This is a genomic window from Mesorhizobium sp. M0983, assembly GCF_040318975.1.
Taxonomy (GTDB): Bacteria; Pseudomonadota; Alphaproteobacteria; order Rhizobiales; family Rhizobiaceae; genus Mesorhizobium.
Genome location: NZ_JAMYNH010000011.1, coordinates 150,283 through 173,067 on the forward strand (window position 1 = coordinate 150,283; position 22,785 = coordinate 173,067).

Annotated in this window: 22 protein-coding genes and 2 tRNA genes; 11 read left to right on the plus strand and 13 right to left on the minus strand. The window is 62.1% G+C overall.

What is annotated here, in order from left to right:
* Positions 1 to 591, minus strand: a complete 591-nt coding sequence (locus NKH71_RS20905; RefSeq protein ID WP_352481202.1) for a hypothetical protein — start codon at positions 589 to 591, stop codon at positions 1 to 3.
* 347 nt (positions 592 to 938) lie between these two features.
* Here NKH71_RS20905 and NKH71_RS20910 point away from each other — a divergent pair, with 347 nt between their 5' ends.
* From NKH71_RS20910 to NKH71_RS20925, 4 genes are all read left to right on the plus strand, one after another.
* Complete coding sequence (locus NKH71_RS20910) at positions 939 to 1,568, plus strand: ATP-dependent Clp protease proteolytic subunit (protein ID WP_023674655.1); 630 nt, start codon at positions 939 to 941, stop codon at positions 1,566 to 1,568.
* Between the two features lie 304 nt (positions 1,569 to 1,872).
* Positions 1,873 to 3,147 carry an ATP-dependent Clp protease ATP-binding subunit ClpX gene (clpX, locus tag NKH71_RS20915; RefSeq protein ID WP_006332719.1) on the plus strand — a complete coding sequence of 425 codons (1,275 nt, stop codon included), beginning with the start codon at positions 1,873 to 1,875 and terminating at the stop codon, positions 3,145 to 3,147.
* Positions 3,148 to 3,427: 280 nt separating this feature from the next.
* Positions 3,428 to 5,839 carry an endopeptidase La gene (lon, locus tag NKH71_RS20920; protein WP_023674656.1) on the plus strand — a complete coding sequence of 804 codons (2,412 nt, stop codon included), beginning with the start codon at positions 3,428 to 3,430 and terminating at the stop codon, positions 5,837 to 5,839.
* 195 nt (positions 5,840 to 6,034) lie between these two features.
* A complete protein-coding gene (locus tag NKH71_RS20925) occupies positions 6,035 to 6,307 on the plus strand; it encodes an HU family DNA-binding protein (RefSeq protein ID WP_006201846.1) in 273 nt (90 codons plus the stop codon).
* Between the two features lie 86 nt (positions 6,308 to 6,393).
* Here the strand turns inward: NKH71_RS20925 and NKH71_RS20930 are convergent, their stop codons facing one another.
* Entirely contained in the window at positions 6,394 to 7,416 is a 1,023-nt protein-coding gene (locus NKH71_RS20930; RefSeq protein WP_352789589.1) for an aldo/keto reductase, read from the minus strand.
* 184 nt (positions 7,417 to 7,600) lie between these two features.
* Between NKH71_RS20930 and NKH71_RS20935 the strand changes: the two genes are divergently transcribed.
* Entirely contained in the window at positions 7,601 to 8,167 is a 567-nt protein-coding gene (locus tag NKH71_RS20935; protein ID WP_023717330.1) for an SIS domain-containing protein, read from the plus strand.
* 5 nt (positions 8,168 to 8,172) lie between these two features.
* Positions 8,173 to 8,916, plus strand: coding sequence for a creatininase family protein (locus NKH71_RS20940; protein ID WP_023717331.1), 744 nt, complete (start codon positions 8,173 to 8,175; stop codon positions 8,914 to 8,916).
* Positions 8,917 to 8,923: 7 nt separating this feature from the next.
* Here the strand turns inward: NKH71_RS20940 and NKH71_RS20945 are convergent, their stop codons facing one another.
* The 4 genes from NKH71_RS20945 to NKH71_RS20960 all read right to left on the minus strand — a co-directional run bounded on the left by NKH71_RS20945 (position 8,924) and on the right by NKH71_RS20960 (position 13,081).
* Positions 8,924 to 9,232: a hypothetical protein gene (locus NKH71_RS20945; protein ID WP_023717332.1), complete on the minus strand. Its 309-nt coding sequence runs from the start codon at positions 9,230 to 9,232 to the stop codon at positions 8,924 to 8,926.
* Positions 9,233 to 9,235: 3 nt separating this feature from the next.
* Positions 9,236 to 10,153: a carbohydrate ABC transporter permease gene (locus NKH71_RS20950; RefSeq protein WP_352456619.1), complete on the minus strand. Its 918-nt coding sequence runs from the start codon at positions 10,151 to 10,153 to the stop codon at positions 9,236 to 9,238.
* Positions 10,154 to 10,166: 13 nt separating this feature from the next.
* Positions 10,167 to 11,288 (minus strand): carbohydrate ABC transporter permease, encoded by a 1,122-nt coding sequence (locus tag NKH71_RS20955; protein WP_031193505.1) that lies wholly within the window; start codon positions 11,286 to 11,288, stop codon positions 10,167 to 10,169.
* Positions 11,289 to 11,416: 128 nt separating this feature from the next.
* The gene (locus NKH71_RS20960; RefSeq protein WP_023717335.1) at positions 11,417 to 13,081 is read right to left on the minus strand and encodes an ABC transporter substrate-binding protein; all 1,665 of its coding nucleotides are present in this window, start codon (positions 13,079 to 13,081) and stop codon (positions 11,417 to 11,419) included.
* A gap of 293 nt (positions 13,082 to 13,374) precedes the next feature.
* Here NKH71_RS20960 and NKH71_RS20965 point away from each other — a divergent pair, with 293 nt between their 5' ends.
* Genes NKH71_RS20965 through rbsK form a run of 3 tightly spaced genes read left to right on the plus strand, consistent with a single transcriptional unit; the run spans position 13,375 to position 15,863 of the window.
* The gene (locus tag NKH71_RS20965; RefSeq protein ID WP_352640079.1) at positions 13,375 to 14,433 is read left to right on the plus strand and encodes an ABC transporter ATP-binding protein; all 1,059 of its coding nucleotides are present in this window, start codon (positions 13,375 to 13,377) and stop codon (positions 14,431 to 14,433) included.
* Positions 14,434 to 14,464: 31 nt separating this feature from the next.
* The gene (locus NKH71_RS20970) at positions 14,465 to 14,917 is read left to right on the plus strand and encodes an RbsD/FucU family protein (RefSeq protein WP_352481196.1); all 453 of its coding nucleotides are present in this window, start codon (positions 14,465 to 14,467) and stop codon (positions 14,915 to 14,917) included.
* Between the two features lie 4 nt (positions 14,918 to 14,921).
* Entirely contained in the window at positions 14,922 to 15,863 is a 942-nt protein-coding gene (rbsK, locus tag NKH71_RS20975) for a ribokinase (RefSeq protein WP_352640081.1), read from the plus strand.
* Between the two features lie 235 nt (positions 15,864 to 16,098).
* On the opposite strand, the gene NKH71_RS20980 is transcribed toward rbsK, so the two are convergent.
* Positions 16,099 to 16,175 (minus strand) — tRNA-Asp (locus NKH71_RS20980).
* A gap of 217 nt (positions 16,176 to 16,392) precedes the next feature.
* On the opposite strand from NKH71_RS20980, the gene NKH71_RS20985 reads away from it, so the two are divergent.
* Positions 16,393 to 16,468 (plus strand) — tRNA-Val (locus NKH71_RS20985).
* A gap of 198 nt (positions 16,469 to 16,666) precedes the next feature.
* Positions 16,667 to 16,993 carry a hypothetical protein gene (locus NKH71_RS20990; protein WP_352791997.1) on the plus strand — a complete coding sequence of 109 codons (327 nt, stop codon included), beginning with the start codon at positions 16,667 to 16,669 and terminating at the stop codon, positions 16,991 to 16,993.
* A gap of 200 nt (positions 16,994 to 17,193) precedes the next feature.
* Here the strand turns inward: NKH71_RS20990 and NKH71_RS20995 are convergent, their stop codons facing one another.
* The 6 genes from NKH71_RS20995 to NKH71_RS21020 all read right to left on the minus strand — a co-directional run bounded on the left by NKH71_RS20995 (position 17,194) and on the right by NKH71_RS21020 (position 22,779).
* Complete coding sequence (locus NKH71_RS20995; protein WP_352791998.1) at positions 17,194 to 17,850, minus strand: GNAT family N-acetyltransferase; 657 nt, start codon at positions 17,848 to 17,850, stop codon at positions 17,194 to 17,196.
* A complete protein-coding gene (locus NKH71_RS21000) occupies positions 17,847 to 18,617 on the minus strand; it encodes an SDR family oxidoreductase (protein ID WP_352791999.1) in 771 nt (256 codons plus the stop codon). The genes NKH71_RS20995 and NKH71_RS21000 overlap by 4 nt, the downstream gene beginning before the upstream one ends.
* On the minus strand, positions 18,614 to 19,609 hold the full coding sequence (locus NKH71_RS21005) for an ABC transporter permease (protein WP_031193507.1): 996 nt from the start codon (positions 19,607 to 19,609) through the stop codon (positions 18,614 to 18,616). The genes NKH71_RS21000 and NKH71_RS21005 overlap by 4 nt, the downstream gene beginning before the upstream one ends.
* Positions 19,610 to 19,771: 162 nt before the next feature.
* Positions 19,772 to 20,812 carry a sugar ABC transporter substrate-binding protein gene (locus NKH71_RS21010; RefSeq protein ID WP_352481191.1) on the minus strand — a complete coding sequence of 347 codons (1,041 nt, stop codon included), beginning with the start codon at positions 20,810 to 20,812 and terminating at the stop codon, positions 19,772 to 19,774.
* Positions 20,813 to 20,851: 39 nt separating this feature from the next.
* Positions 20,852 to 21,616, minus strand: a complete 765-nt coding sequence (locus tag NKH71_RS21015; RefSeq protein WP_352792000.1) for an ATP-binding cassette domain-containing protein — start codon at positions 21,614 to 21,616, stop codon at positions 20,852 to 20,854.
* Entirely contained in the window at positions 21,613 to 22,779 is a 1,167-nt protein-coding gene (locus tag NKH71_RS21020; RefSeq protein WP_352792001.1) for an ROK family transcriptional regulator, read from the minus strand. Before NKH71_RS21020 ends, NKH71_RS21015 begins: the two co-directional genes overlap by 4 nt.
* Between the last annotated feature and the right edge of the window lie 6 nt (positions 22,780 to 22,785).

The following is a 22,785-nucleotide window of genomic DNA, read 5'->3' on the forward strand; positions in this document are numbered from 1 at the left end:
CTAGTATCGGCAATGCCTCGGAATATGCACGCGCCGCCAGCTGGATGAGCCCTCCCTGACCACCACGCGGCGCGCCACTGTCTGATAAGACGCTGGAATGTCGATGATGCGCCGTTGCTCCGGCCGCACCTGCACCTCTTCGGCGACGCTCTCGTATTCGGCGGGGAGGACAACGCGCCGCCGGCGTTCCGGCTCAACCACGACGATCTCGGCCACACGTTCATAGCGCGCCTTGTGCCTGACCTTGCACAGGACCTTGCGACCATTGATGATGCGCCATTCCCAGGAATAGCCGCCGTCGTCGACCCTCACGGACCGGTAGATGGTGCGGGTGATGGCGGGCGCGATCTCGTAGCTGACGCGCGCCGGCGCGATCTGCACTACGCGCTCGCGCGTCCCGTAGATTGGCGCCTCGTATTCCACCTGCTGGCCGGCCGGACTGACGAGCACGTCCTCATAGACCGTGTCGTAGACGGCCGGCCGGTTGACCTTCTCGTAGCATTCAACCGCGCGTCCGCTGGCAGCCGTTTCGGATGCCATGCCGAGTACGGCGATGCCGGTAAGAGCCAAGGAAGCAGTTTTCCTGATCATCGCACTCCCCCTGTTTGAACTGCGTGAAGCGGGTTCAACGTTGGATTGTAGGGCAAGCCGCGGCTGGAAAAAGCGGTTTCACCGCTTTTCGTTAAGCGATGCGGTTAAGAAACTGCTAAACAACGGCCAAGCATGAGCGTCCCTTCCGGCGGCAGGAGAGGGCTGCCGGCACGGCGACGGGCGAAACTTGGTTTGGAAACCTTGATTCGACTTAACCGGATGGCTAGGAGAGGCGGCCTTGCGCTAGGGTGAGCCGGCATCCTATTTACACAATAACGATCCAGAACCGATTCTGCCCGATTGCAAATCTCCGGCGCCGGAATCCCATCCTCAAAAAGGGATAGTCCATGAAGAACCCCGTCGAAACCTACATGAACCTCGTTCCGATGGTGGTCGAACAGACCAATCGCGGCGAGCGGGCCTATGACATTTTCTCGCGGCTCCTCAAGGAGCGCATCATTTTCATCACCGGCCCGGTCGAGGACGGCATGGCGACGCTGGTCTGCGCGCAGCTGCTGTTCCTCGAGGCGGAGAATCCGAAGAAGGAAATCAACCTTTATATCAACTCGCCCGGCGGCGTCGTCACCTCCGGCATGGCGATCTACGACACCATGCAGTTCATCAAGCCCGCCGTGTCGACGCTCTGCATCGGCCAGGCCGCATCGATGGGATCGCTGCTCTTGACGGCGGGCCACAAGGACATGCGCTTTGCCACGCCGAACGCCCGCATCATGGTCCACCAGCCGTCCGGCGGCTTCCAGGGCCAGGCCTCCGACATCGAGCGCCATGCCCAGGACATCATCAAGCTGAAGCGCCGCCTCAACGAGGTTTACGTCAAGCACACCGGCAAGAGCTACGATGAGATTGAAAAAACGCTCGACCGTGACCATTTCATGACTGCCGACGAGGCCAGGGATTTCGGCCTTATCGACAAGGTCATTTCGTCACGTGAGCCGGTCGAAGGTATTGCCTTATAGGCACGCGGTGGCCCCGCGGTGGCAGTGAGTGGCGGGATCACACGCTTTTGGCGCAGCTTGCGGCATTTCGGCCACAATTGGCTGTTCCCTCGACGGGTGCAATTGCCTACGTTAAGGCTATGTTGATTTTCGACGGCTTAGCTTTGCGTGGGGTTGTTCGAATCATTGCCCCGTTTTCCGATTTGTGTTTCGTACGGAATGCGTTGCGGGAGCCGGGGCACTGGCGGCGGCGGATTCCCGCGATAGATTGAATATGCGCCCTTTCAACCAGACCATCGGCGGGCGGCCATGAAAGGACATGAAAATGAGCAAGGTCGGCAACAACAGCGGTGATTCCAAGAACACGCTTTATTGCTCGTTTTGCGGCAAAAGCCAGCACGAAGTGCGCAAGCTGATCGCCGGGCCGACGGTGTTCATCTGCGACGAATGCGTCGAGCTGTGCATGGACATCATCCGCGAGGAGAACAAGACCTCGATGGTGAAGTCGCGCGAGGGCGTGCCGACCCCGCAGGAAATCCTCAAGGTTCTCGACGACTACGTCATCGGCCAGCCCTACGCCAAGCGCGTGCTGTCGGTGGCCGTCCACAACCACTACAAGCGCCTCGCCCATGCCGGCAAGAACAACGACGTCGAGCTGGCGAAGTCGAACATCCTGCTGATCGGCCCGACCGGTTGCGGCAAGACGTTGCTGGCGCAGACGCTGGCCCGCATCATCGACGTTCCCTTCACCATGGCCGACGCGACGACGCTGACCGAGGCCGGCTATGTCGGCGAGGACGTCGAGAACATCATCCTGAAGCTGTTGCAGTCGGCCGACTACAATGTCGAGCGCGCCCAGCGCGGCATTGTCTATATCGACGAGATCGACAAGATCTCGCGCAAGTCGGACAACCCGTCGATCACCCGCGACGTCTCGGGCGAGGGCGTGCAGCAGGCACTTTTGAAGATCATGGAAGGCACCGTTGCCTCCGTGCCGCCGCAGGGCGGCAGGAAGCATCCGCAGCAGGAATTCCTGCAGGTCGACACCGCCAACATCCTGTTCATCTGCGGCGGCGCTTTTGCCGGCCTGGACAAGATCATCTCGGATCGCGGCAGGAAGACCTCGATCGGTTTCGGCGCCATCGTCGCTTCGCCCGAGGATCGCCGCACCGGCGATGTTTTCCGCCTGGTCGAGCCTGAGGATCTGTTGAAGTTCGGCCTCATTCCCGAGTTCGTAGGCCGTCTGCCTGTCTTGGCGACGCTGGAGGATCTCGACGAGCCGGCACTGATCCAGATCCTGACCGAACCGAAGAACGCGCTGGTCAAGCAGTATCAGCGGCTGTTCGAGATGGAGAATGTTGACCTGACCTTCCACGAGAACGCGCTGTCGGCGATCGCCAAGCGCGCCATCGAGCGCAAGACCGGCGCGCGCGGCCTGCGTTCGATCATGGAAGCGATTCTGCTCGACACCATGTTCGAGCTGCCGGCGCTCGAAGGCGTGCGCGAAGTGGTTATTTCGGAAGAGGTGGTGTCAGGCAACGCCAGGCCGCTCTACATCTATTCCGAGCAGAAGGAAAAGAAGGGCAACGTCAGCGCCTGACGTGAGCCGGCAATGGATTTTTCTGAAACGGCGCCGCGGGGCGCCGTTTTGCTGTCGCACACCGCGTACGGCGCCGCGTAATGGCTGCGGATTGGAGGGACGGACCGTGTTGACCCTTGATCTTTACCCGCCGTGCCTCCAACTAAAGGCAGAAGGCCGTGGTGCCGAATTCTGTGCTGTAAAACTCCCGTCACAAACGGTGGTAGGCGGAACGATCCCCGGTCGTTAATATGAGATTCGCGGTTGGCCGATTGGCGGCCGCGACATGAAAGGTTGGACAATGGCCAAATTATCCAAGGCTCCCAGCGACGGCGTCTTCGCAGTCCTCCCACTGCGCGACATCGTGGTGTTCCCGCACATGATCGTTCCGCTCTTCGTCGGGCGTGAAAAGTCGATCAAGGCGCTGGAAGAAGTGATGGGTCAGGAAAAGCAGATCCTGCTTGCGACCCAGATGAATGCCGCCGACGACGATCCGGAGCCCGATGCCATCTTTGACATCGGCACGCTCGCCAATGTGCTGCAATTGCTGAAACTGCCAGACGGCACCGTGAAGGTGCTGGTCGAAGGCGCCTCGCGCGCGAAAATCGTTGCGTTCACCGACCGTCCCGACTTCCATGAAGCCCGTGCTGCGGCGCTGGTCGAACCGGAGGAGGAAGAGGTCGAGGTCGAGGCGCTGGCCCGTTCCGTCGTCACCGACTTCGAGAACTACGTCAAGCTGAACAAGAAGATCTCGCCCGAAGTGGTGGGTGCCGCCAGCCAGATCGACGACTATTCCAAGCTCGCCGACACGGTCGCTTCGCATCTTGCCATCAAGATCCCCGAGAAGCAGGAGATGCTCGCCACGCTTTCCGTCAAGGAACGGCTGGAGAAGGCGATGGGCTTCATGGAAGCCGAAATCTCGGTGCTCCAGGTCGAGAAGCGCATCCGCTCGCGCGTCAAGCGCCAGATGGAGAAGACGCAGCGCGAATACTACCTCAACGAGCAGATGAAGGCGATCCAGAAGGAGCTCGGCGAAGGCGAGGACGGCCGCGACGAGGCCGCCGAGATCGAGGCGCGCATCAAGAAGACCAAGCTCTCCAAGGAGGCCCGCGAAAAGGCAGAAGCCGAACTGAAGAAGCTGCGGACGATGTCGCCGATGTCGGCTGAATCGACCGTCGTGCGCAACTATCTCGACTGGCTGCTGTCGATCCCGTGGGGCAGGAACTCCAAGGTCAAGCAGGATCTGGCCTTTGCCCAGAACGTGCTCGATACGGATCATTTCGGCCTCGACAAGGTCAAGGACCGCATCGTCGAATACCTCGCCGTGCAGAGCCGCCAGAAGAAGCTGAAGGGGCCGATCCTGTGCCTCGTCGGACCTCCCGGCGTCGGCAAGACCTCGCTCGGCAAGTCGATCGCCAAGGCGACCGGTCGTGAGTTCATCCGCATGGCGCTGGGCGGCGTGCGCGACGAGGCCGAGATCCGTGGTCACCGCCGCACCTATATCGGCTCGATGCCCGGCAAGGTCATCCAGTCGATGAAGAAGGCGAAGAAATCCAACCCGCTCTTCCTGCTCGACGAGATCGACAAGATGGGCCAGGATTTCCGCGGCGATCCGTCATCGGCTTTGCTCGAGGTGCTCGATCCCGAGCAGAACTCGACGTTCATGGACCATTACCTCGAGGTCGAATACGACCTGTCGAGCGTGATGTTCGTGACGACGGCGAACACGCTGAACATCCCTGCGCCCTTGATGGACCGCATGGAGATCATCCGTATCGCCGGTTACACCGAGGACGAGAAGATCGAAATCGCCAAGCGTCACCTGATGCCCAAGGTGATCCGCGACCACGCGTTGCAGCCGAAGGAGTTCTCCGTCGGCGAGGACGCGATCCGCGGCATCATCCAGACCTACACCCGTGAAGCGGGCGTCAGGAGCCTGGAGCGCGAGCTGATGAAGCTCGGGCGCAAGGCGGTGACCGAGATCCTGAAGACGAAGAAGAAGACGATCAACATCACGGCGGACAATCTTGCCGATTACCTTGGTGTTCCGCGCTTCCGCTTCGGCCAGGTCGAGAGCGACGATCAGGTCGGCGTGGTCACCGGGCTCGCCTGGACGGAAGTCGGCGGCGAGCTGTTGACGGTGGAAGGCGTCATGATGCCCGGCAAGGGCCGCATGACGGTGACCGGCAATCTGCGCGACGTGATGAAGGAATCGATCTCGGCGGCGGCGTCTTACGTCCGCTCGCGGGCCATCGATTTCGGCGTCGAGCCGCCGCTGTTCGACAAGCGCGATATCCACGTGCACGTGCCAGAAGGCGCAACGCCTAAGGACGGACCGTCGGCTGGCGTGGCGATGGCGACGGCGATCGTCTCGGTGTTGACCGGTATCCCGGTCAAGGCCGATGTGGCGATGACCGGCGAGATCACGCTGCGCGGCAGGGTGCTGCCGATCGGCGGCCTTAAGGAAAAGCTGCTTGCCGCACTGCGCGGCGGCATCAAGAAGGTGCTGATCCCGGAAGAGAACGCCAAGGATCTGGCGGAGATTCCGGAGAACGTGAAGAGCGGCATGGAGATCATTCCGGTCTCACGCGTTGGCGAAGTGTTGCGCCATGCGCTGGTGCGCATGCCGGAACCGATCCAGTGGGTCGAACCCGTCAATGCGCCGGCCGTGGTCGATGTCGGAGACGAGGCAGGTAAATCGCTGGCGCATTAGTTCTTGCTAAAGTTGCAATGCACAAGAGAGAGCCGGGCCTTGAGCCCGGCTTTTTCATGTGAAGAACCCCGGATTTCCGGGCTTTTTTCGACTTTCTTGGCGCTTTTCGACTTGGTTGGCGGAGCGCTTCTTTCTAAAGTCCGTTTCCTGCCGGATGAGTCGAGTGTTCCGGTTTTCTCATGGAAGGGAATTTTTATGAACAAGAACGAACTGGTGTCCGCTGTCGCCGATGCCGCGAGTATTTCGAAGGGTGACGCGCAGTCGGCGGTTGATGCGGTGTTTTCCGTCATCACCGGCGAACTGAAAAAGGGCGGCGATGTCCGGCTTGTCGGCTTCGGAAATTTCACCGTGTCAAAACGCGCCGCGTCGACCGGCCGCAATCCGCAGACCGGTGCGGAAGTGAAGATCCCGGCGCGCACCGTGCCGAAGTTCTCGGCCGGCAAGGGCCTCAAGGACGCGGTCAACTAAGCGCCTCCTTAAGTCTTTCAGAGAAAAGAAAAGCCGGCATATCCGGTTTTTCTTTTCTGTGCCCGCAGGTCGTTGGAAAGGCGGCGCTATGCCGTCGGCGCATCCGTGCGCATCAAGCCTTCTGTCTTGAGATCGGCCCACAGCGCTGATGGCAGCTTCGCGTCGAGCAGCGAGCGATTGCTTTCGACTTCGCCCGGCCGCTGGCCACCCGGGATTACCGACACGACCGAAGGATGCAACAGCGGGAACTGCAGCGCCGCCTCGATCAGGCGCACGCCGTGGCGCTTGCAGACGGCCTCGATGCGGGTGACGCGGTCCATGATATCCTGCGGCGCTTCCGAATAATTGTAGTAGGCGCCGGGCTTCGGCCCGGTTGCCAGAATGCCGGAATTGTACGGCCCGCCGAGAACGATGCCGATGCCGCGTTGCTGGCATAGAGGCAGGAAAGACTGCAGCGCCTCCTGCTCCAGCAGCGTATAGCGCCCGGCAAGCAGAAACAGGTCGAAATCGCCGCGCTCGGCCAGCGTCTGGGCAACCGGCCACTCATTGATGCCGCCGCCGAACGCCTCGATTACGCCCTGGTCGCGCAGTGCCAGCAATCCATAGTAGCCGGAGCTCATGAATTCCTGGATGCGCTGGTCCGAGGCTTCCTTGCTGCCATGAGTGAAGATATCGACATCGTGCACGAAGAGGATGTCGATGCGGTCGACGCCGAGCCGTTCCAGCGAGGCTTCGAACGAGCGCATGACGCCGTCATAGCTGTAGTCGTAGACCTCGCGGCGCGACGGCGTGTCGAAGAACTTGCCGATGCCGGTGCGCTGTTCCGGCGGGCAGGCGCGCATGATGCGCCCGACCTTGCTCGACAGCACGTAGTCGTCGCGCCTCTTCGAACGCAGGAACGGATTAAGCCGCGTTTCTGCGAGGCCGAGCCCATAGAGCGGTGCTGTGTCGTAGTAGCGGCAGCCGACCCGCCATGCCGCCTCCAGCGTGGCATTGGCATCCTCATCGGACACGGCGCGATAGAGATTGCCGAGCGGCGCGGTGCCGAAGCCGAGCTCGGTGAAGTTGATGCCGCCATTGCCGATGCGGTCGAAATGCCGTGTCTTCATATGCTGTCGTTTCCTCATTTACGATTTGCCGTGACACTATCACGGCTGTAGCGCATCAAAAGCACTGCGTGTCGTTGGACACCAATTTTCGCGGTGATAGCATGAATGAAAACAAGCTGTTCGGGGCAAATGTGACTGAGATGTTCATGTGGTTCTCCGGTACCTGCAAGCTGGTGCAAATGTCATGACGGACGACGGCGAAAACCTGTTTGGGATTGCGCTGAGCGAGCTTGGCACCGTGCTGGAGCGTATCAACGAAAGCCGCATTGACGCGGCTTGCGCCATCTTGGCCGGCGCGAAAAAGATCGTCACCTATGGCTGCGGCCGCGAGGCGCTGCAGGTCCAGGGTTTTGCCATGCGGCTCTACCATCTCGGTCTGCCGGTGTCGGTCGTCGGCGACATGACCACGCCGCCGCTGGGCGCGGGCGATGTCTTCCTCGCCAGCTCCGGCCCGGGCGAGACATCGACGGTGCTGACCTTGATGCGGGTCGCGCGCGAGGCCGGTGCCGTCGTCCTGCTGCTCACCGCGCAAGCCGACAGCACTGCCGCGAAGCTGGCCGACTTCACGCTGCTTATCCCGGCTCAGACCATGGCCGACGACCAGGGTCCGGAAAAGACATCCGTCCTGCCGATGGGCTCGGTGTTCGAAGGCGCGCTGTTCGTCCTCTTCGAAGTGATGGTGCTGAAGCTCAGGGATCTGACCGGCGTCTCGCCGGAAGCGATGCGCGCCCGCCACACCAATATGGAGTAGGTGTCATGCGCTACGAACTGATGCTGCCGCACCAGATCCGCAAGGCGATCGCCGAGAACCGGCCGGTCGTGTTGCCGCTCGGTGTGCTCGAATATCACGGCGAGCACATGGCCGTCGGCATGGACACGCTGGCCGTGGTCAAGAGCCTGGAACTGTTCGAAACGGAGGCCGAAATCGTCATTCTGCCGCCCTTCTATTACGGCGCGGCAAGCTATGCCGTTGCGGCGCCGGAAGGCAGCGGCTCGGTGCAGGTCGGCGGCAATGTGCTGGCGCCATTTGCGGAAGAATTGTTCTACAGCTTGCTGCGCATTGGCTTCCGCAACATCCACGCCATCATTCACCACCAAACCGAGAATTTTGCTGCCGGCATGCCAACCGATCTCGCCTTCAAGGCCGCCGGCCGACAAGCGATCTTCCGCTTCCTGGAGAAAGAACGCGGCGAAGGCTGGTGGGGCTCTGCGGCGATGGCTGACTATTATGCCGAGCACGCCGAGGGCAGCAATTTCTTCAACTGGGTACAGGTGCATCCGCTGATGCCGGCTTCAATGCACAGCCAGTACCCGTTCGACCATGCCGGCACCGGCGAGACGTCACTGATGCTGGCGCTGTGCCCGGAAGCGGTGGATGCCGGCCGCTTCGCCGACAACACCGGCTGGTACACGGCAAGTGCGCCCGAAGCCTCGGCGGAACTGGGGCAAAAAGGGGTTGCCATGATCCTCGATCATTTGCGGGCAACACTTTTGGGTTAGGTGCTGTCTAGATCCCGGACGACCGGGCTCTTAGCCTTTCCGCCTGATAGTCGGCCATGGTCTTTTCGGGATCGACCTTGGTCGCCGCAGCCCAGATGAACGTGCCGGCGCCGCAGATAGCCAGCAGGACGTAAATCACGATGCCGAGTGCCATCAGGTTCGCGTAGAGGCCGAGAAGCAGCATGATCAAGCCGCCGGCAATCATCGCCATCACAAAACCGGCGACTACGGCCCGGCCTTCCCAACTGATCGGCATCACGCCTTTGGCGTAGCCGCTGCCGCGCCTGTTGCGTGCGAACCAGTATTTGTTGGCCATCGCCTATTTCACCGCGCCCGCCGTCATGCCCATGATCAGGTAACGCTCGAGCGCAATGCCGATGACGGCGAGCGGTGTGATGGCCGCGGTGGCAAGCGCTGCCATCGACCACCAGTTGATGCCTTGTGAGCCGGTCTGGCTCGCCACCATGACAGGAATGGTCTTGGCATCGGTCGAGGTCAAAAGCGCGGCGAAGAAATACTCGTTCCAGCACAGCACCATCGCCAGGATGAAGGCCGCGACCATGCCCGGCAGCGCGATCGGCATGACGATGCGCAAGAAGGCACCCCAGATCGACAGGCCATCGACGAGTGCTGCCTCCTCCAGCTCGACAGGGATCGAATTGAACTGGTCGCGCATGATCCAGATGACGATCGGCAGTACCATCAGCGTGTAGAGCAGGATCAGCCCGACGCGCGTGTCGAGCAGGCCGACTTCCCGGTAGAGCACGAGGAAGGGCAGGGCCAATACCACCGGCGGCAGGATCAACTGCGACAGGAAGAAGAAGGAAATGTCCTCGTTCCTGAACCAGGCGAACTTGTAACGATAGCGGGTCAGCCCATAGGCGGCGAGGCTGCCGATGACGATGGCGAGGGTCGACGCGCCGACCGAAGTGATGACCGAATTCATGAAGCGCTTGATGAATTCGTCGCGCACCGTCGACGTCCGAAAGATCGAGTCCGGCGACAGGCCAAGCGAACGCCAGCCCTTCCAGTCGGGTTTGAAATCGACGAACGGGATCAGATGGCCCTGGGTGACGTCGACCGCGGTCTTGAACGAGGTGGTTATCGTCCAATAGATTGGAAACAGGCAGATGAAGGCCCAGAAGATGAGGGCACCGTAGATGAAGACGCGGTTGGCGAAGAACGCCGCCGGCGAGCGGATTTCGGAGGCGGCAAAGTCGGTGGTTTGAACGCTCATCTTGCCGGCCCGATCAGTTGACGTTGCGCACGAAGCGGCTGGCGAATTTCAGTAGCCAGGTCACAAACACGATGATGATGATCAAATAGGCCATCGCCAGCATCGTGCCGTAGCCGACATTCGAACGGTCGCGATATTCGCGGTAGATGAAGCTCGACACCGAATCAGTCGCGCCGCCCGGGCCGCCGGAGGTAACGGTGATGATGATATCGGCGAGCTTCAGCTTGAAGATGATGCGCAGGATGACCGCCGTCACCGAGACCGGCAGCATCAGCGGGAAGGTGACCTGCCAGAAGGTCTGCCAGGCGGTGGCGCCATCGACACGCGCTGCCTCGAGCACCTCGCGCGACATCGCCTGCAGGCCGGCAAGCAGCATGATCATCATGAACGGGATGAACGTCCAGGCATCGAGCACCATGATCGAGATGCGGGCGGTGATCGGATTGGAGAAGAAGGCCGGGTTTTCCCAGCCGAGATGCCGCGCCAGCGTTGCGGCCGGCCCGAAGCGGTATTCCATAAGCGACTTGCCGATCATCCACGACACAGCCACCGGCGACAGCATCAGGGGCATGAGAAAGACGACGCGGAAGAATTTTCGCGCCCGGATCTGCGCGTTGAGCAGCAGCGCCAGGCCAAAGGCGATGACATATTCGACGAACACGGCCAGCACGTAGAGCACCATGTTGAACAGGGCGTTGCGATAATAGGCGTCGTTCAGCATCTGCCAGAAATTGTCGAGCCCGTTGAACTGCCGGCCGCTGAAGGAACTGAGGTTCCAGTCGGTCAGCGCGATGTAGAAGCCGAACAATGTCGGGAAGATCACCATGGCAATGGTGAACAGCAGCGCCGGCAGCAGGAACAACGCGCGCTGGCCATCCTCGCCGCGCGTCAGCACCTGGCCGATGCCGAGCGCGACACCCCACAGCACATAGGCGTAGACCACCGGCCGCCACGTCTCGAAGCCGATAGTGTCGACATCGCTCTTGTAAAGGATTTGCAGCGCAATCACCGCCAGAAGGCCTAGCGTTGCAGCAGCCATCAGCGCCCAGCCAAGCCGTTTGCGGCTCCGCGGTATCAGGTCGGATGGCACGGCGCCTGCCGGCCATTCACTTGTCGACAGAGTCTGGTCAGCCAGGGTCCGGTCAGCCACGCGTCTTGCCCGTTCACAGGAGGCTCGATGACCGGCCGAGCCGGTCGAGGCCAAGTCGGTCAAGGGGAGGCCCGGGGTCTGTACGCCGCGGGACCAAGTTTCACTATCTCAACCTACATGCCGAGTGAGGCCTTGTAGAGCTTGATCTGGTTGTCGCGGCCGATCTGGTCGGTCAGCTTCTCCCAGGCGGCTGCGATGGCGTCGGCGCCTTCCTGCGCCTTCATCTTGCCGGCAAAGGTGTTGGCCAAAATGTCCTCGGCGGCGCTGTAATACTGGAAGATGCCGGGGATACGCGGCTCGATCGCCGCGTTCGGATGGTTGTAGCTGTCGGCTTCCGACTTCAGATACGAGGTGATGAACGCCTCGTCGTAGCCCGCCGCCACCCATTCCGGAATGTTGAAATGCGAGTTGCGATAGGGCTGGAAACCCGACGGATAGGCCGCGCACCAGAGCGACAGGTCCTTGCCGCCGAGATGGGCGGCGGCAGACCAGGCCGCCTTCTTCTTCTTTTCGTCGCCGTCGACGCGGGCCATGACATAGACGCCCCAGCCGAGATAGGCGCAGTTCGGCGCATGGTTCGGCCCGCTGGCGAGCTTGTCCCACTGGCCGGTCTTGGAGTTGTAGACATCGTCCGAGCCCGGCAGGATCGAGAAGCCGGTGATGTCGCCGACGACCGAGGAATCGTTGGTCTTGACGTTCGAACCGACGTCGCCCCACCAGGTGACCATCGAACCGGTGCCTGCCAGGAATTGCTGGAAGGCGGTGGTATTCGGGTCGGCGTTGATCTGGTCGGCAGGTTCGGAGGGCAGGGCATCGATGACGTCCTGGATCGCCCGCACCCATGCCGGATTGTTGACGCGCGGCTTCATCGTGTCGGCATCGAACAGCCATGCCTTGTCATCGGGATGCTTGGCGTAGGCGCTGGCGCGGCTGCCGAGGAAATAGAAGCCGAAACCGCCCCAGGGCTTGGGCGCATCGAGGTAGCCAAAGACATCCTGGCCGTTCACCTGCTTGCCCTTGAGGAATTTCGTCACCGCCTGCACCTGCTGCCAGGTCTTCGGCACGCCCCATTCGCCTTCTCCGCCGCCGTCCTTCCAGGCCTTGGCGAGGTCGGCATCGGCGAACACGTCGGTGCGGTAGTTGAAGTTATGCGCGTCGCCGTCAACGGTGACGCGATATTGCTTGCCGTCCCAGGTGCCGACCGGCGGCTGCAGATAGGCCACGACGTCCTTCATGTCGATCTGGTCCTTGACCCAGTCCGGCATCTCGGAGGTGAGACCCTTGCCGCAGACGTCGCCTTCGAACGGTGCTCCCATTTCGATGATGTCGAAATCGACGGTGCCGGTCGCAATCGACTGCTGCAGGCGGGCGTTGTAGTCAGCCTGCGCCAGGTCGATCCAGTTGATCTTGGCGCCGGTATAGGTCTCCCACGGCTTCAGGAAGCCGCGAAACAGCACATTGTGCAGGTTCTGATTGTTGAGGCCCATGAAGGTGAGTTCGACACCGGCGAATTCGCCTTCCTTGACATTGGCCTTGGTGGCGCCCAGGCAAAGCTCGCCGACCTGCTGGAAATCGGCATCGGTCGGCTGACCCTTGCCGACGCCCGGGATCTGCAGGATCTGCGCGCGCAGGTCATCGGCGGCCGCAGCCGGGCGCGTCAGGGCACCAAGTCCGGCGCTTGAGGCCGCGGCGAGGGCGGCCATGCTGGCCGCTCCCTTCAGCACGTCGCGGCGGGTGGCCCCGGCGCGGACAAGTTGGTTATAAAGGCTGACTTTCATCTCGTTCCTCCCAGAAGATCAATCGTGAATTGGTTCAGATGGTGGAGCGCCGATTATGTTCCCCAACGACAGCGACTCCCGTAAATAGCGGCCCGAATTCTCCCTCCCGCGACGCCTCGCATTGAGTGCCGGACAAGCGTACCGGTGCGCCCGGAACAGGGTCATAAGCCGGGCACTGTCACTATTCGCACAACGAAGTGCGGTGTCAACGTGAATGGGTTTTTTATCTATAAGAGACCGACTTGCCCTCGCCGTTTGCGTTGTTTAGCTTCACGGCAACTGAAGGGGGAATGATGGCTCAAGTCGCGATCCGCAATGTGGCCAAGGCGTTCGGAACCGTCAAGGTTCTGCACGATGTCAGCGTCGACATCGCCGACGGACAGTTCGTGGTGCTGGTCGGGCCTTCCGGCTGCGGCAAGTCCACGCTGCTGAGGATGGTGGCCGGGCTGGAAACGGTTTCCGGCGGCACCATCGCCATCGGCGAGCGCGTCGTCAACCATTTGCCGCCGGCCAAGCGCGACATCGCCATGGTGTTCCAGAACTACGCGCTCTATCCGCACAAGACGGTCGAGCAGAACATGGCCTTTGCTCTCAAGCTGCGCAAAACTGATCCGGCGGTGGTCACTGAGCGGGTCAAGCGCGCCGCCGACATCCTCGACCTCAACCCCTACCTCAAGCGCTATCCGCGCCAGCTCTCGGGCGGCCAGCGCCAGCGCGTCGCCATGGGTCGCGCCATCGTGCGCAACCCGCAGGTGTTCCTGTTCGACGAGCCGCTCTCCAATCTCGATGCCAAGCTGCGTGTCCAGATGCGCACCGAGATCAAGGAACTGCACCAACGACTGAAGACCACCACCATCTACGTCACCCACGACCAGATCGAGGCCATGACCATGGCCGACAAGATCGTGGTGATGCGCGACGGTCGCATCGAACAGGTCGGCGCGCCGCTGGAATTGTTCGACCGGCCGGCCAATCTGTTTGTCGCCGGCTTCATCGGCTCGCCCTCGATGAACCTGCTCAAGGGCGTCGTGCGCAAGGGCGACAAGCCCGTCGTCGAGATCGCCGGGACGCCGTTCCCGATCGCATCGAGCAATACCGTGGAAGATGGCCGCAATGTCGTCTACGGCGTGCGGCCCGAGCATCTCGAAATCCATCCAGATGGTGTCCCAGCGAAGATTTCGGTGGTCGAGCCGACCGGTTCCGAGACTCTCGTGTTCCTGCGCTTCGGCGAGGGCGAGATGGTGGCGCTGTTCCGTGAACGCCACGAGTTCAAGCCGGGCGACACACTGCACCTGAAACCGCGGCTCGACCAGGTGCATCTCTTCGACGCAGAGACCGGCAAGCGGCTCTGATTTCGCCCCAGCAAACCTCGCGAGGAATACCATGCTCAAAGGAATCAATCCGCTGCTCAATGCCGATGTGCTGCAGGCGCTGCGGGCGATGGGTCACGGTGACGATCTGATCATCGCCGACACCAATTTCCCGTCCGATTCGGTGGCGCGGCAGACTGTGCTTGGCAAGCTGCTGCGCATCGACGCATCGGCAGCGGAGGTCGTCAAGGCGGTGCTGTCGCTTTATCCGCTGGACACCTTCGTCGACGATGCCGCCGCGCGCATGGAGATCGTCGGCAAGCCGGACGAGATTCCCGCCGTGCAGCAGGAAGTGCAAAAAGAGATCGATGCCGCCGAGGGCAAGGCCTGGCCGATGATCTCGGTCGAGCGCTATGCCTTCTACGAACGCGCCAAGAAGGCCTATTGCGTCATCCAGACCGGCGAGCGCCGCTTCTATGGCTGCTTCGCATTCCGCAAGGGCGTCGTGCCGCCGGATGCGGAGTAGCGACATGCCGGGCAGACCGATCGTTATGAAGCCTGTTGTCATATTGGGCGTCTTCGTCGCCGACACGGCCTACCGCGCCGCCCGCCAGCCGCGCATCGGCGAGACGATCCTGGGCACGTCCTTCACGCTCGGCCCCGGCGGCAAGGGCTCGAACCAGGCGGTGGCGGCCGGCCGGCTCGGCGCCGACGTCACCTTTCTGACCCGCCTCGGCGTCGATCCCTTTGCCGAGATGGCGAGACAGACCTGGAACGCGGCCGGCGTGAAGAGCGCTGTCATCGACACACCGGAAAGCTACACCGGTGCCGCCTATATCTTCATCGAGGAGACGAGCGGCAACAACGCCATTATCGTCAGTCCCGGTGCGGCCATGCTGATTTCGCCCGCCGATATCGAGGCAAATGCCGAACTGATCCGCGCGGCCGGGGTCTTCGTCAGCCAGCTCGAACAGCCGATCGAGGCGGCGATGCGGGCGCTGGAGATCGCGCGTGGGGCAGGGGTGACCACTATCCTCAACCCGGCGCCGGCGGCAAAGCTTCCAGACCGCATCTATACGCTTTGCGACTATGTCACGCCGAACGAAACCGAGGCCGAGGAACTGACCGGCATCAAGGTGTCCTCGATCGACGATGCCCGCCGTGCCGCCGACAGCCTGCTCGAGAAGGGCGTTGGCACGGTCATCGTGACACTCGGCGAAAAGGGTGCGCTGCTGCACACGGCCGATCGTTCCGAGCATGTCGCAGCGGTCGCCGCCGGCCCGGTGGTCGAGACCACAGGCGCTGGCGACGCCTTCAACGGCGGCCTGGCTGCCGCGCTGTCGAGGGGGATCGAACCTCTGGAAGCGGTGCGCTTCGCCTGCGCCGTCGCCGGCATCTCGGTGACGCGCCCGGGCACCGCGCCGTCCATGCCGACGCTGCAGGAAGTCGAGGCGCTGCTCGCCGAGGGGTGAAGCCCGGCACTGCGGGATGAGACTGTAAGCGGGAGCGAATGGGTTAGACCCGACTCTTGTCCGAGAAGCTATTGTCTTCTGGCTCGACCACAAACAGGCGGGCAGGTCGATGGATGAGGATCAATGCCAGAATTCGAAAGGAATGGACCTAGACTGGGTCACGAAGAAGATGATTTTTGACAAATCAACGTCGACATTTCTCCGACATCAAGGGGACGTGACCCCAAAGGAGAAATGGCGCGAGTGACGGGGCTCGAACCCGCGACCTCCGGCGTGACAGGCCGGCACTCTAACCAACTGAGCTACACCCGCGCATGGACGAGCACGTGTCAGCCGTGTTCGTCGTTGGGGCGGTGGATAAGGGGTAACCCACCGGGTGTCAAGCGGACCCGGACAGCATAACAGCAAACAGGAGAAGGTTTTTTGACAAGCCGAACTTTGTTGCCGAAACCGGCTCCCGGCCAAGCCACTCGCCGCTCATTTGGCCTTGCGAAGCCGGTCCTAACTGCTTAAAGGTCCGGCCCGGGGCGGGCGATTAGCTCAGTTGGTAGAGCGCTTCGTTTACACCGAAGATGTCGGCGGTTCGAGCCCGTCATCGCCCACCATTTTCCTCGATGTGTTCAGTTTGGGCTACACCGCTCAAGCTGATCGCCCAGGTGAGACCCGTCCGACCACTGTGCTACTCGGACTTTGGTCTGATTCAAACTGTCTTTCCGCAGGAACTTAAGTCTGATCTGCTTGCCTCTCATGAGGGAAACGATTGCCGAAAGCTACAACTTGCAGTATCTCAATTGCGTATGGGCATGGGCGGGAGCGAAAATATTCCTGGATGGCTTGCGAGTCATCTTCCGGACGATCCCGTGATCGCAGGAGATCTCGCGGATAAGATATCGAAGGAAGCTGAAAAAAACCGGCTTCCAGGCGAACGGGTTGTGAAGACAACCCGTAACGAAGAAGACACCTTCAAGAAAGAACAAGTCGAAGCTTATCCCGACGCCGCGGTTGCAGGAGTCTTTGCCAGCGGTTCATTCCTCGCCCTGTTGGTATTAGCCATTTATCTGCTTTATGTGCTCTCGATTGTGGCCGGGGGAACGGTCGCGGATGTTCCCTTGCCGCCCATACTGAACTAGTAGACGCTCCGCCAACACTCGGATTAGCCCCACACCGTGTTGATGCTGGTGACTTTCGTGTCTGCGGTGGAGCACGCGACGAAGGTTTCGTTCCCGCGGCAAAGGTGTTCACGCGGGCAACTGGCTGCTGCAGAACGGCAGCATTGTACTTCCATAGGCCTCCCGGTTCTTTGCAACTTGGGCGATTGGCTTGTCGCAGATCAGCCTGCAATCGCCGGAGCGTGAGCAATCCGTTTCGCCACATAAACACAACGCTTTGATGAATCAGCGTCCTGCACCACCTCAAATCCAATCGCCTTGTAGAACCTTAGCGCACCATCGTTCTCCGGCATGACTTCGAGGTAGATGCCGGTCGAGCCGCTCGCGGCAAGCCCCTGCTCGAGGAAGGCCATCGCGCGCCGGCCGATGCCTTTCCCGCGCGCTTGCGGCAACAGGTCGATATGGCCATGCGACGGATAGGCCGCCAGTGCAGGCGGAACAGCGAAATCGGGGTGGTGGATCCGGTGCCGCGCCCAGTCGCTGCCGCGCCAGCGCGAGCTGTCGGGTCCGGGGTCTGCCACGCGCCGCTGAAGGTCGGGATACCAGTCTGATGCCAGGCTGGCATTGAAAGCGCCCGTATCGGCCGCGCCAAGCAGGTAGCCGGCCGCACCTGCGGGACTATCGATAATGAAGGCCAGTTCGGGTTCGAGCACCTGGTAAGGAACGGTGTAGAGGATACCGAGCAGTTCCGGATCGTCCTCGCGGCCGCTGGCGTCCTTGCCGGAGTCGCCGGTCTTGAGACAGATTGCGGCAAGCGCTGCACGATCGGCGGCGGTCGCCCGGCGCAGGAAGAAACCGCCGCCGAAATCGACGATCATGGTGGCAGCAGCCGGAAATCCTTGCCCTCGGGCAAAAGCTGCCCGCCGTCGACGATGATGGTCGTGCCGGTGATGTAGCTGGCGTCATCCGAGGCCAGGAACAGGAAGGCGTTGGCCACGTCGCGCGGGCTGCCGAGGCGGCCGAGCGGGATGGCGTCTTCCATGTTCTTGATGAAGGCCGCACCGCGATGCTGCTCTATGCCTTCGGTGAGGATGTTGCCGGGCTCGACGCCGTTGACGGTGATGCCGTAGCCGGAGAATTCGAGCGCAGCCGAACGGATCAGCCCGTTGATGCCGGCCTTGGTCGCCGAATAATGGCCGTGGCCGGGACTGGTGACATGCGGGCCGGTGATCGAGGAGGTGAACAGCATGCGGCCAAAACGCTGTGCCCTCATCGGCACCAGCGCCGCGCGTGCGGCGACAAAGCTGCCGCGCAAATTCACCGCCATGACCCGGTCCCAATCGTCGGGACTGGTGTTTTCCAGCAATTGCCAGGGATAGATGCCGGCATTCTGGACCATGATGTCGAGCCGGCCATGACGCTCCAGCGCCAGCGCCACGGCGGCTTGCGCATCGGCCATCTGTGAAATGTCGGTGTGTATGAAGGCGGCGCCGAGCTCGTCCGCAGTCGCTTGCCCGGCCTCAACCTCGGTATCGGCCAGGACAAGCGTCGCGCCCTCTTCGGCAAAGCGTTGTGCGATGCCCTTGCCGATGCCGCGCGCACTTCCGACGATCAGCGCGACCTTACCTTCCAGACGGCCGGTCATGCGAGCCTCTGGCGGATGGTTTGCTTGAAGGCGTCGAGCAGCACGGCGGCGAGGACGAGCAGGCCGTGGATCACCTGGGTGAAGTTGGCCGGCAGGCCCATCAAATTAATCGCCGTATTGATGGCGGAGAGCAGCAGCACGCCGGCATAGACACCGGGCAAGGTGCCGACGCCGCCCTTAAGGCTGACGCCACCGATGACGACCGCGGCGAAGGCGTTGAACAACAGGCCGACGCCCAGATTGGCGGTGGCGCCGGAGGTACGGATTGCCAGCAGCCAGCCGGCAAGGCCGGCGATGGCACCGGCCAGAACAAAGGCTATGACCAGGTTGCGATTGACGCGGATGCCGGCGCGGAACGTCGCCGTCTCGTTGCCGCCGATCATGACCAGGTGCCTGCCAAAGGGCGTCTTGGCCATGATCAGCGAGAACACCACGAAGCACGCAATGGCGATCCAGGCCGTCAACGGCAGGCCGCCCAGGCGCTGGATGCCGAACCAGCGGATTGCCGGCGCAAGGTCTTGTGCCGAGCGGCCACCGGAGATGACCAGCACCAGGCCGCGTACCCAGATGTAGGAGGCCAGCGTGATGATGAAGGCGCTCATCTTCACCCTGACCACCAGATAGCCGTTGAAAGCGCCGATGAGGCCGCCGACGGCAAGCGCGATGAGCAGCGAAACCGGAACCATCAGCCATTGCGGCTGCAACTGGATGCCAAGGCCGATGCCCGACGAGCAGAACAGGATGCCGACCGCCATGGCGCTGAGCGCCGCCACCGATTCGACCGACAGGTCCATATGGCCGGCGATGATGACCAGCGCCAAGCCGATCGACATGACGCCGAGCACGCTCGAGGCCTCGATGATGTTGGCGAAGATGCCGAGCTGAAAATAGTTCGGGATGAGGATGGAAAAGACCACCAGCACGAAGACCAGCATGAACCAGACAAGATTGTCGAGGATGAACTCGAGGGTTTGGCGCGTGCGAGGGTTCATCTGCGGATCCGGTTGGCGCATGACCCGAAGAACCACTCGGTCGTCGGAAAGATCAGGCGCGGTTGAAAATTGCTGCAGCATTCCCGTGCGCGTCCGTTTGAACGCACCGGGCTGCAGGGCTGGGCTCCGGGCCTGCGTGGCCCGGAGCTTCTGGCGAGTTCGCTATTCGACCGGCTTTATGGTTTCGGCCGGCGGCTTCATGTTGCCCCAGAAGGCTGGGTTATCGACATTTTCCTTGGTGATCGCAGCGCCGGGGATCTTGATGTTCGGCCCCCACGCTTCCTTGGTCAGGGTCGATTTCAGGCCAAGCACATCATATTCGCCGGGCTTGATCTCCTGCTTGTTGACCACCTTGTCCATGAACATGGCGACCGCCGCGGCCTGGGCGTAGAGCGGCTGCTCGACTTCGACATTGAGCCAGCCCTTGCGGATCAGGTCGAGGCCGACCGGAGCGCCGTTCGAACTCATCAGCATGACGTCGCCCGGTTTCTTGCCGGCGGCCTCGAGCGAGGCGACGGCAGCGACCGAAAGATGCGCGGCGTGGCTGAAGATCAGGTCGATGTCGGGGTTGGCGAGCAGCTGGTCGTTGACGATGGTCCCGGCTGCATCCGCCGCCCATTGCATGGCCGGCAGCGAGATGATCTTGACGTCCGGGAACGCCTTCATCTTCTCCTCGAAACCCTTCTGGATATCGAGCGTATAGGGATCGCCCGGATCGCCGAGCACCTGCAGGATCTTGCCTTTCACCGAGCCGTTCTTCGCGGTCAGGAGTTTTTGCGCCTGGTCGGCGGCGACGTAGCCGATCTCGACGGTTCCGGCCACCGAGGTGAAGTCGGACGGCGTCGAGGTGATCTGGCGGTCGAACTCGACGACCGGGATGCCGGCGGCACGGGCGGCCTCGATCGACGGTTTCAGCGCATTGAAATCGACGGCGGCAAGGATGATCGCCGCCGGCTTGAGCGCGATGACGTCGTTCATCTGCGATTGCTGAGCGTCGGTCTTATTGTCGGCGTTCAGCGTCTTCATCTCGTAGCCGACCTGCTTCAGGAACAATTCCAGCGCGCTCACCGAGCCGGTCTGGAACTCATCGAGCAGTGTCGGCACCATGTAGTAGACGGTGCCCTTGGACTGAGCGAATGCCGGCGTGAGCGTGGCAAAGGCCAGTGCCAGGATACCGAAGACGGAAAGAAGTATTTTCTTCATGTCGTTCGCTCCTCTTGCGCCGGACCCCTCATTTGTCCCTCAGCTCGCCGGTCCGGCACCGGCAAGCGTCTCTCCGGTGATCATGTTGATCACCGCGTCGGGACTTGTTTTGTTGCGTGCGACATCGCCAGCCACGACGCCTTGCCGGATCACCACGATCCGGTCGGCGACCTGGAAGGCCTGTTGCATGATATGGGTGATGATGACGACGCCGATACCCTGGCTCGCCACCTGGCGGATCATGTCGAGGCCGCGCCGCGTCTGCTCGACGCCGAGCGCTGCGAACGGCTCGTCGAGAAGCACCAACTTGCCGCCAAAATGCACGAACCGGTTGAGCTCGATGGCCTGCCGCTGACCGCCGGAGAGGTGCTCGACATTGGTGCGAAGCGAGGGAATGCGGGTGCCGGCGCTGGCCAACGCCTTTTGCACCACCTGCTCCATGGCGCGCTCGTCGAGCACCGGAATGCCGAGAACCTTCCTGGTGATCTCGCGGCCCATGAAGAAATTGGCGACCACGTCGACATTGGTGCAAAGCGACAGGTCCTGGTAGACGGTCTCGATCCCCGCGGCCTTGGCCTCGGCAGGGGATTTGGCGAGGAATTCCTTGCCTTCGAACAGCATGCGGCCGGAACTCGGCTCGAGCCCGCCGGCAATGATCTTGACCAGCGTCGATTTGCCGGCGCCGTTGTCGCCGAGCAGCGCCACCACTTCGCCCTTGCCGATCGAAAAGCTGATGCCTTTCAGTGCTTCGATGGCACCGTAATTCTTGGCAACGTTATCGAGCACCAGCAGCGGTTCGCTCATGCCGCGATCCCCTTGTTATGCAAGAGATCCCGCCCGCGTTCGCGTTCGGCGGTGAAGATCTGGCCGAAGCGTGGCGAAAGCACCCCTGAGACGGCAAGCGCTGCGGCGCCGCGCAACACCGCATGCTGGCCGCCGCGCGCGACGCTGACGCGGGGCGTCGTGCGGTCGCTTCGCGCCGAGACCGAGTTGGGCAGGTGCGCAGCTGCGCCGGCCAGCCTTTCGAGCAGGTCGGTGGAGGCCAGCCCGCCAAGGATGATGGTTTCGGGGTCGAACAGGTTTTCGATGATGGTGATGGCGTTGCGGAAGATCGGCGCGATCTCGCTCACCCAGTCGGCGTCGGCAATGTTGCGGCGCCGCAGCGCCTCGAGCGAGAGATACCGTTCGAGGCAGCCGCGATTGCCGCACGGGCAGGGCTCGCCGCCCGGCACAGCGGGAATGTGGCCGATTTCGCCGGCATTGCCCCAGGCGCCGCGCAATGCGGCTCCGTCATGCACCATGACGCCGCCGAGGCCGACACCGAAATAGAGATAGTAATATTCGGAATAGGCCGTGCCGAGGCCATAGAGGCGCTCGCCGATGGCAGCCGCCGCCATGTCGGTTTCGAAAAAGGCCGGCAGCCCGGTCGAGGCGGCCAGCCGCTCGCGCAGCGCCACATCCTTCCAGCCGGTCATGGTGGTCGGACCGACAAAGCTCATGGACTCCACGCCAAACGGCCCGGGCAACGCCATGCCGATGCCGAGGACGCGGCCACCGGGCCGCAGTGCTGTCAATTCGAGCACCATGGCGCCGATCAGCTCGAAGGCGTGGTCGGGCGTTGCATTTGGGGCCTCGCGGTAGCTGCTCTCGATGACATCGCCGCTGAGGTTGATCAGCGCGGCATTGATGCCGAGCGGGGTGACGTGAATGCCGACGGCATAGCCGCCTTCCGGATTGATCCGCAGCGTTGCCGGGGGCAGTCCGCGCCCCTTGGGCTCTTCGCGCAGCGACAACACGTAACCGTGCTCTTCCAGCTCGCGAACGATGGTCGACACCGTCTGCACGGTGAGCCCGACCCGCCTGGCAATGTCGCCGCGGGCGATCGGCCCGTGAAGGCGAATGGATTCGAGCACGATGCGCCGGTTGTACGGCCGCCCGAACTCCTGATTGGTTCCCCGCAGTGCCATGCCTTG

Bases quoted from the DNA above. Each gene is read 5' to 3' on its own strand.
- NKH71_RS20905 (WP_352481202.1), bottom strand. From the start codon at position 591: ATGATCAGGAAAACTGCTTCCTTGGCTCTTACCGGCATCGCCGTACTC.
- NKH71_RS20910 (WP_023674655.1), top strand. From the start codon at position 939: ATGAAGAACCCCGTCGAAACCTACATGAACCTCGTTCCGATGGTGGTC.
- clpX (WP_006332719.1), top strand. From the start codon at position 1,873: ATGAGCAAGGTCGGCAACAACAGCGGTGATTCCAAGAACACGCTTTAT.
- lon (WP_023674656.1), top strand. From the start codon at position 3,428: ATGGCCAAATTATCCAAGGCTCCCAGCGACGGCGTCTTCGCAGTCCTC.
- NKH71_RS20925 (WP_006201846.1), top strand. From the start codon at position 6,035: ATGAACAAGAACGAACTGGTGTCCGCTGTCGCCGATGCCGCGAGTATT.
- NKH71_RS20930 (WP_352789589.1), bottom strand. From the start codon at position 7,416: ATGAAGACACGGCATTTCGACCGCATCGGCAATGGCGGCATCAACTTC.
- NKH71_RS20935 (WP_023717330.1), top strand. From the start codon at position 7,601: ATGACGGACGACGGCGAAAACCTGTTTGGGATTGCGCTGAGCGAGCTT.
- NKH71_RS20940 (WP_023717331.1), top strand. From the start codon at position 8,173: ATGCGCTACGAACTGATGCTGCCGCACCAGATCCGCAAGGCGATCGCC.
- NKH71_RS20945 (WP_023717332.1), bottom strand. From the start codon at position 9,232: ATGGCCAACAAATACTGGTTCGCACGCAACAGGCGCGGCAGCGGCTAC.
- NKH71_RS20950 (WP_352456619.1), bottom strand. From the start codon at position 10,153: ATGAGCGTTCAAACCACCGACTTTGCCGCCTCCGAAATCCGCTCGCCG.
- NKH71_RS20960 (WP_023717335.1), bottom strand. From the start codon at position 13,081: ATGAAAGTCAGCCTTTATAACCAACTTGTCCGCGCCGGGGCCACCCGC.
- NKH71_RS20965 (WP_352640079.1), top strand. From the start codon at position 13,375: ATGGCTCAAGTCGCGATCCGCAATGTGGCCAAGGCGTTCGGAACCGTC.
- NKH71_RS20970 (WP_352481196.1), top strand. From the start codon at position 14,465: ATGCTCAAAGGAATCAATCCGCTGCTCAATGCCGATGTGCTGCAGGCG.
- rbsK (WP_352640081.1), top strand. From the start codon at position 14,922: ATGCCGGGCAGACCGATCGTTATGAAGCCTGTTGTCATATTGGGCGTC.
- NKH71_RS20990 (WP_352791997.1), top strand. From the start codon at position 16,667: ATGGGCGGGAGCGAAAATATTCCTGGATGGCTTGCGAGTCATCTTCCG.
- NKH71_RS20995 (WP_352791998.1), bottom strand. From the start codon at position 17,850: ATGATCGTCGATTTCGGCGGCGGTTTCTTCCTGCGCCGGGCGACCGCC.
- NKH71_RS21000 (WP_352791999.1), bottom strand. From the start codon at position 18,617: ATGACCGGCCGTCTGGAAGGTAAGGTCGCGCTGATCGTCGGAAGTGCG.
- NKH71_RS21005 (WP_031193507.1), bottom strand. From the start codon at position 19,609: ATGAACCCTCGCACGCGCCAAACCCTCGAGTTCATCCTCGACAATCTT.
- NKH71_RS21010 (WP_352481191.1), bottom strand. From the start codon at position 20,812: ATGAAGAAAATACTTCTTTCCGTCTTCGGTATCCTGGCACTGGCCTTT.
- NKH71_RS21015 (WP_352792000.1), bottom strand. From the start codon at position 21,616: ATGAGCGAACCGCTGCTGGTGCTCGATAACGTTGCCAAGAATTACGGT.
- NKH71_RS21020 (WP_352792001.1), bottom strand. From the start codon at position 22,779: ATGGCACTGCGGGGAACCAATCAGGAGTTCGGGCGGCCGTACAACCGG.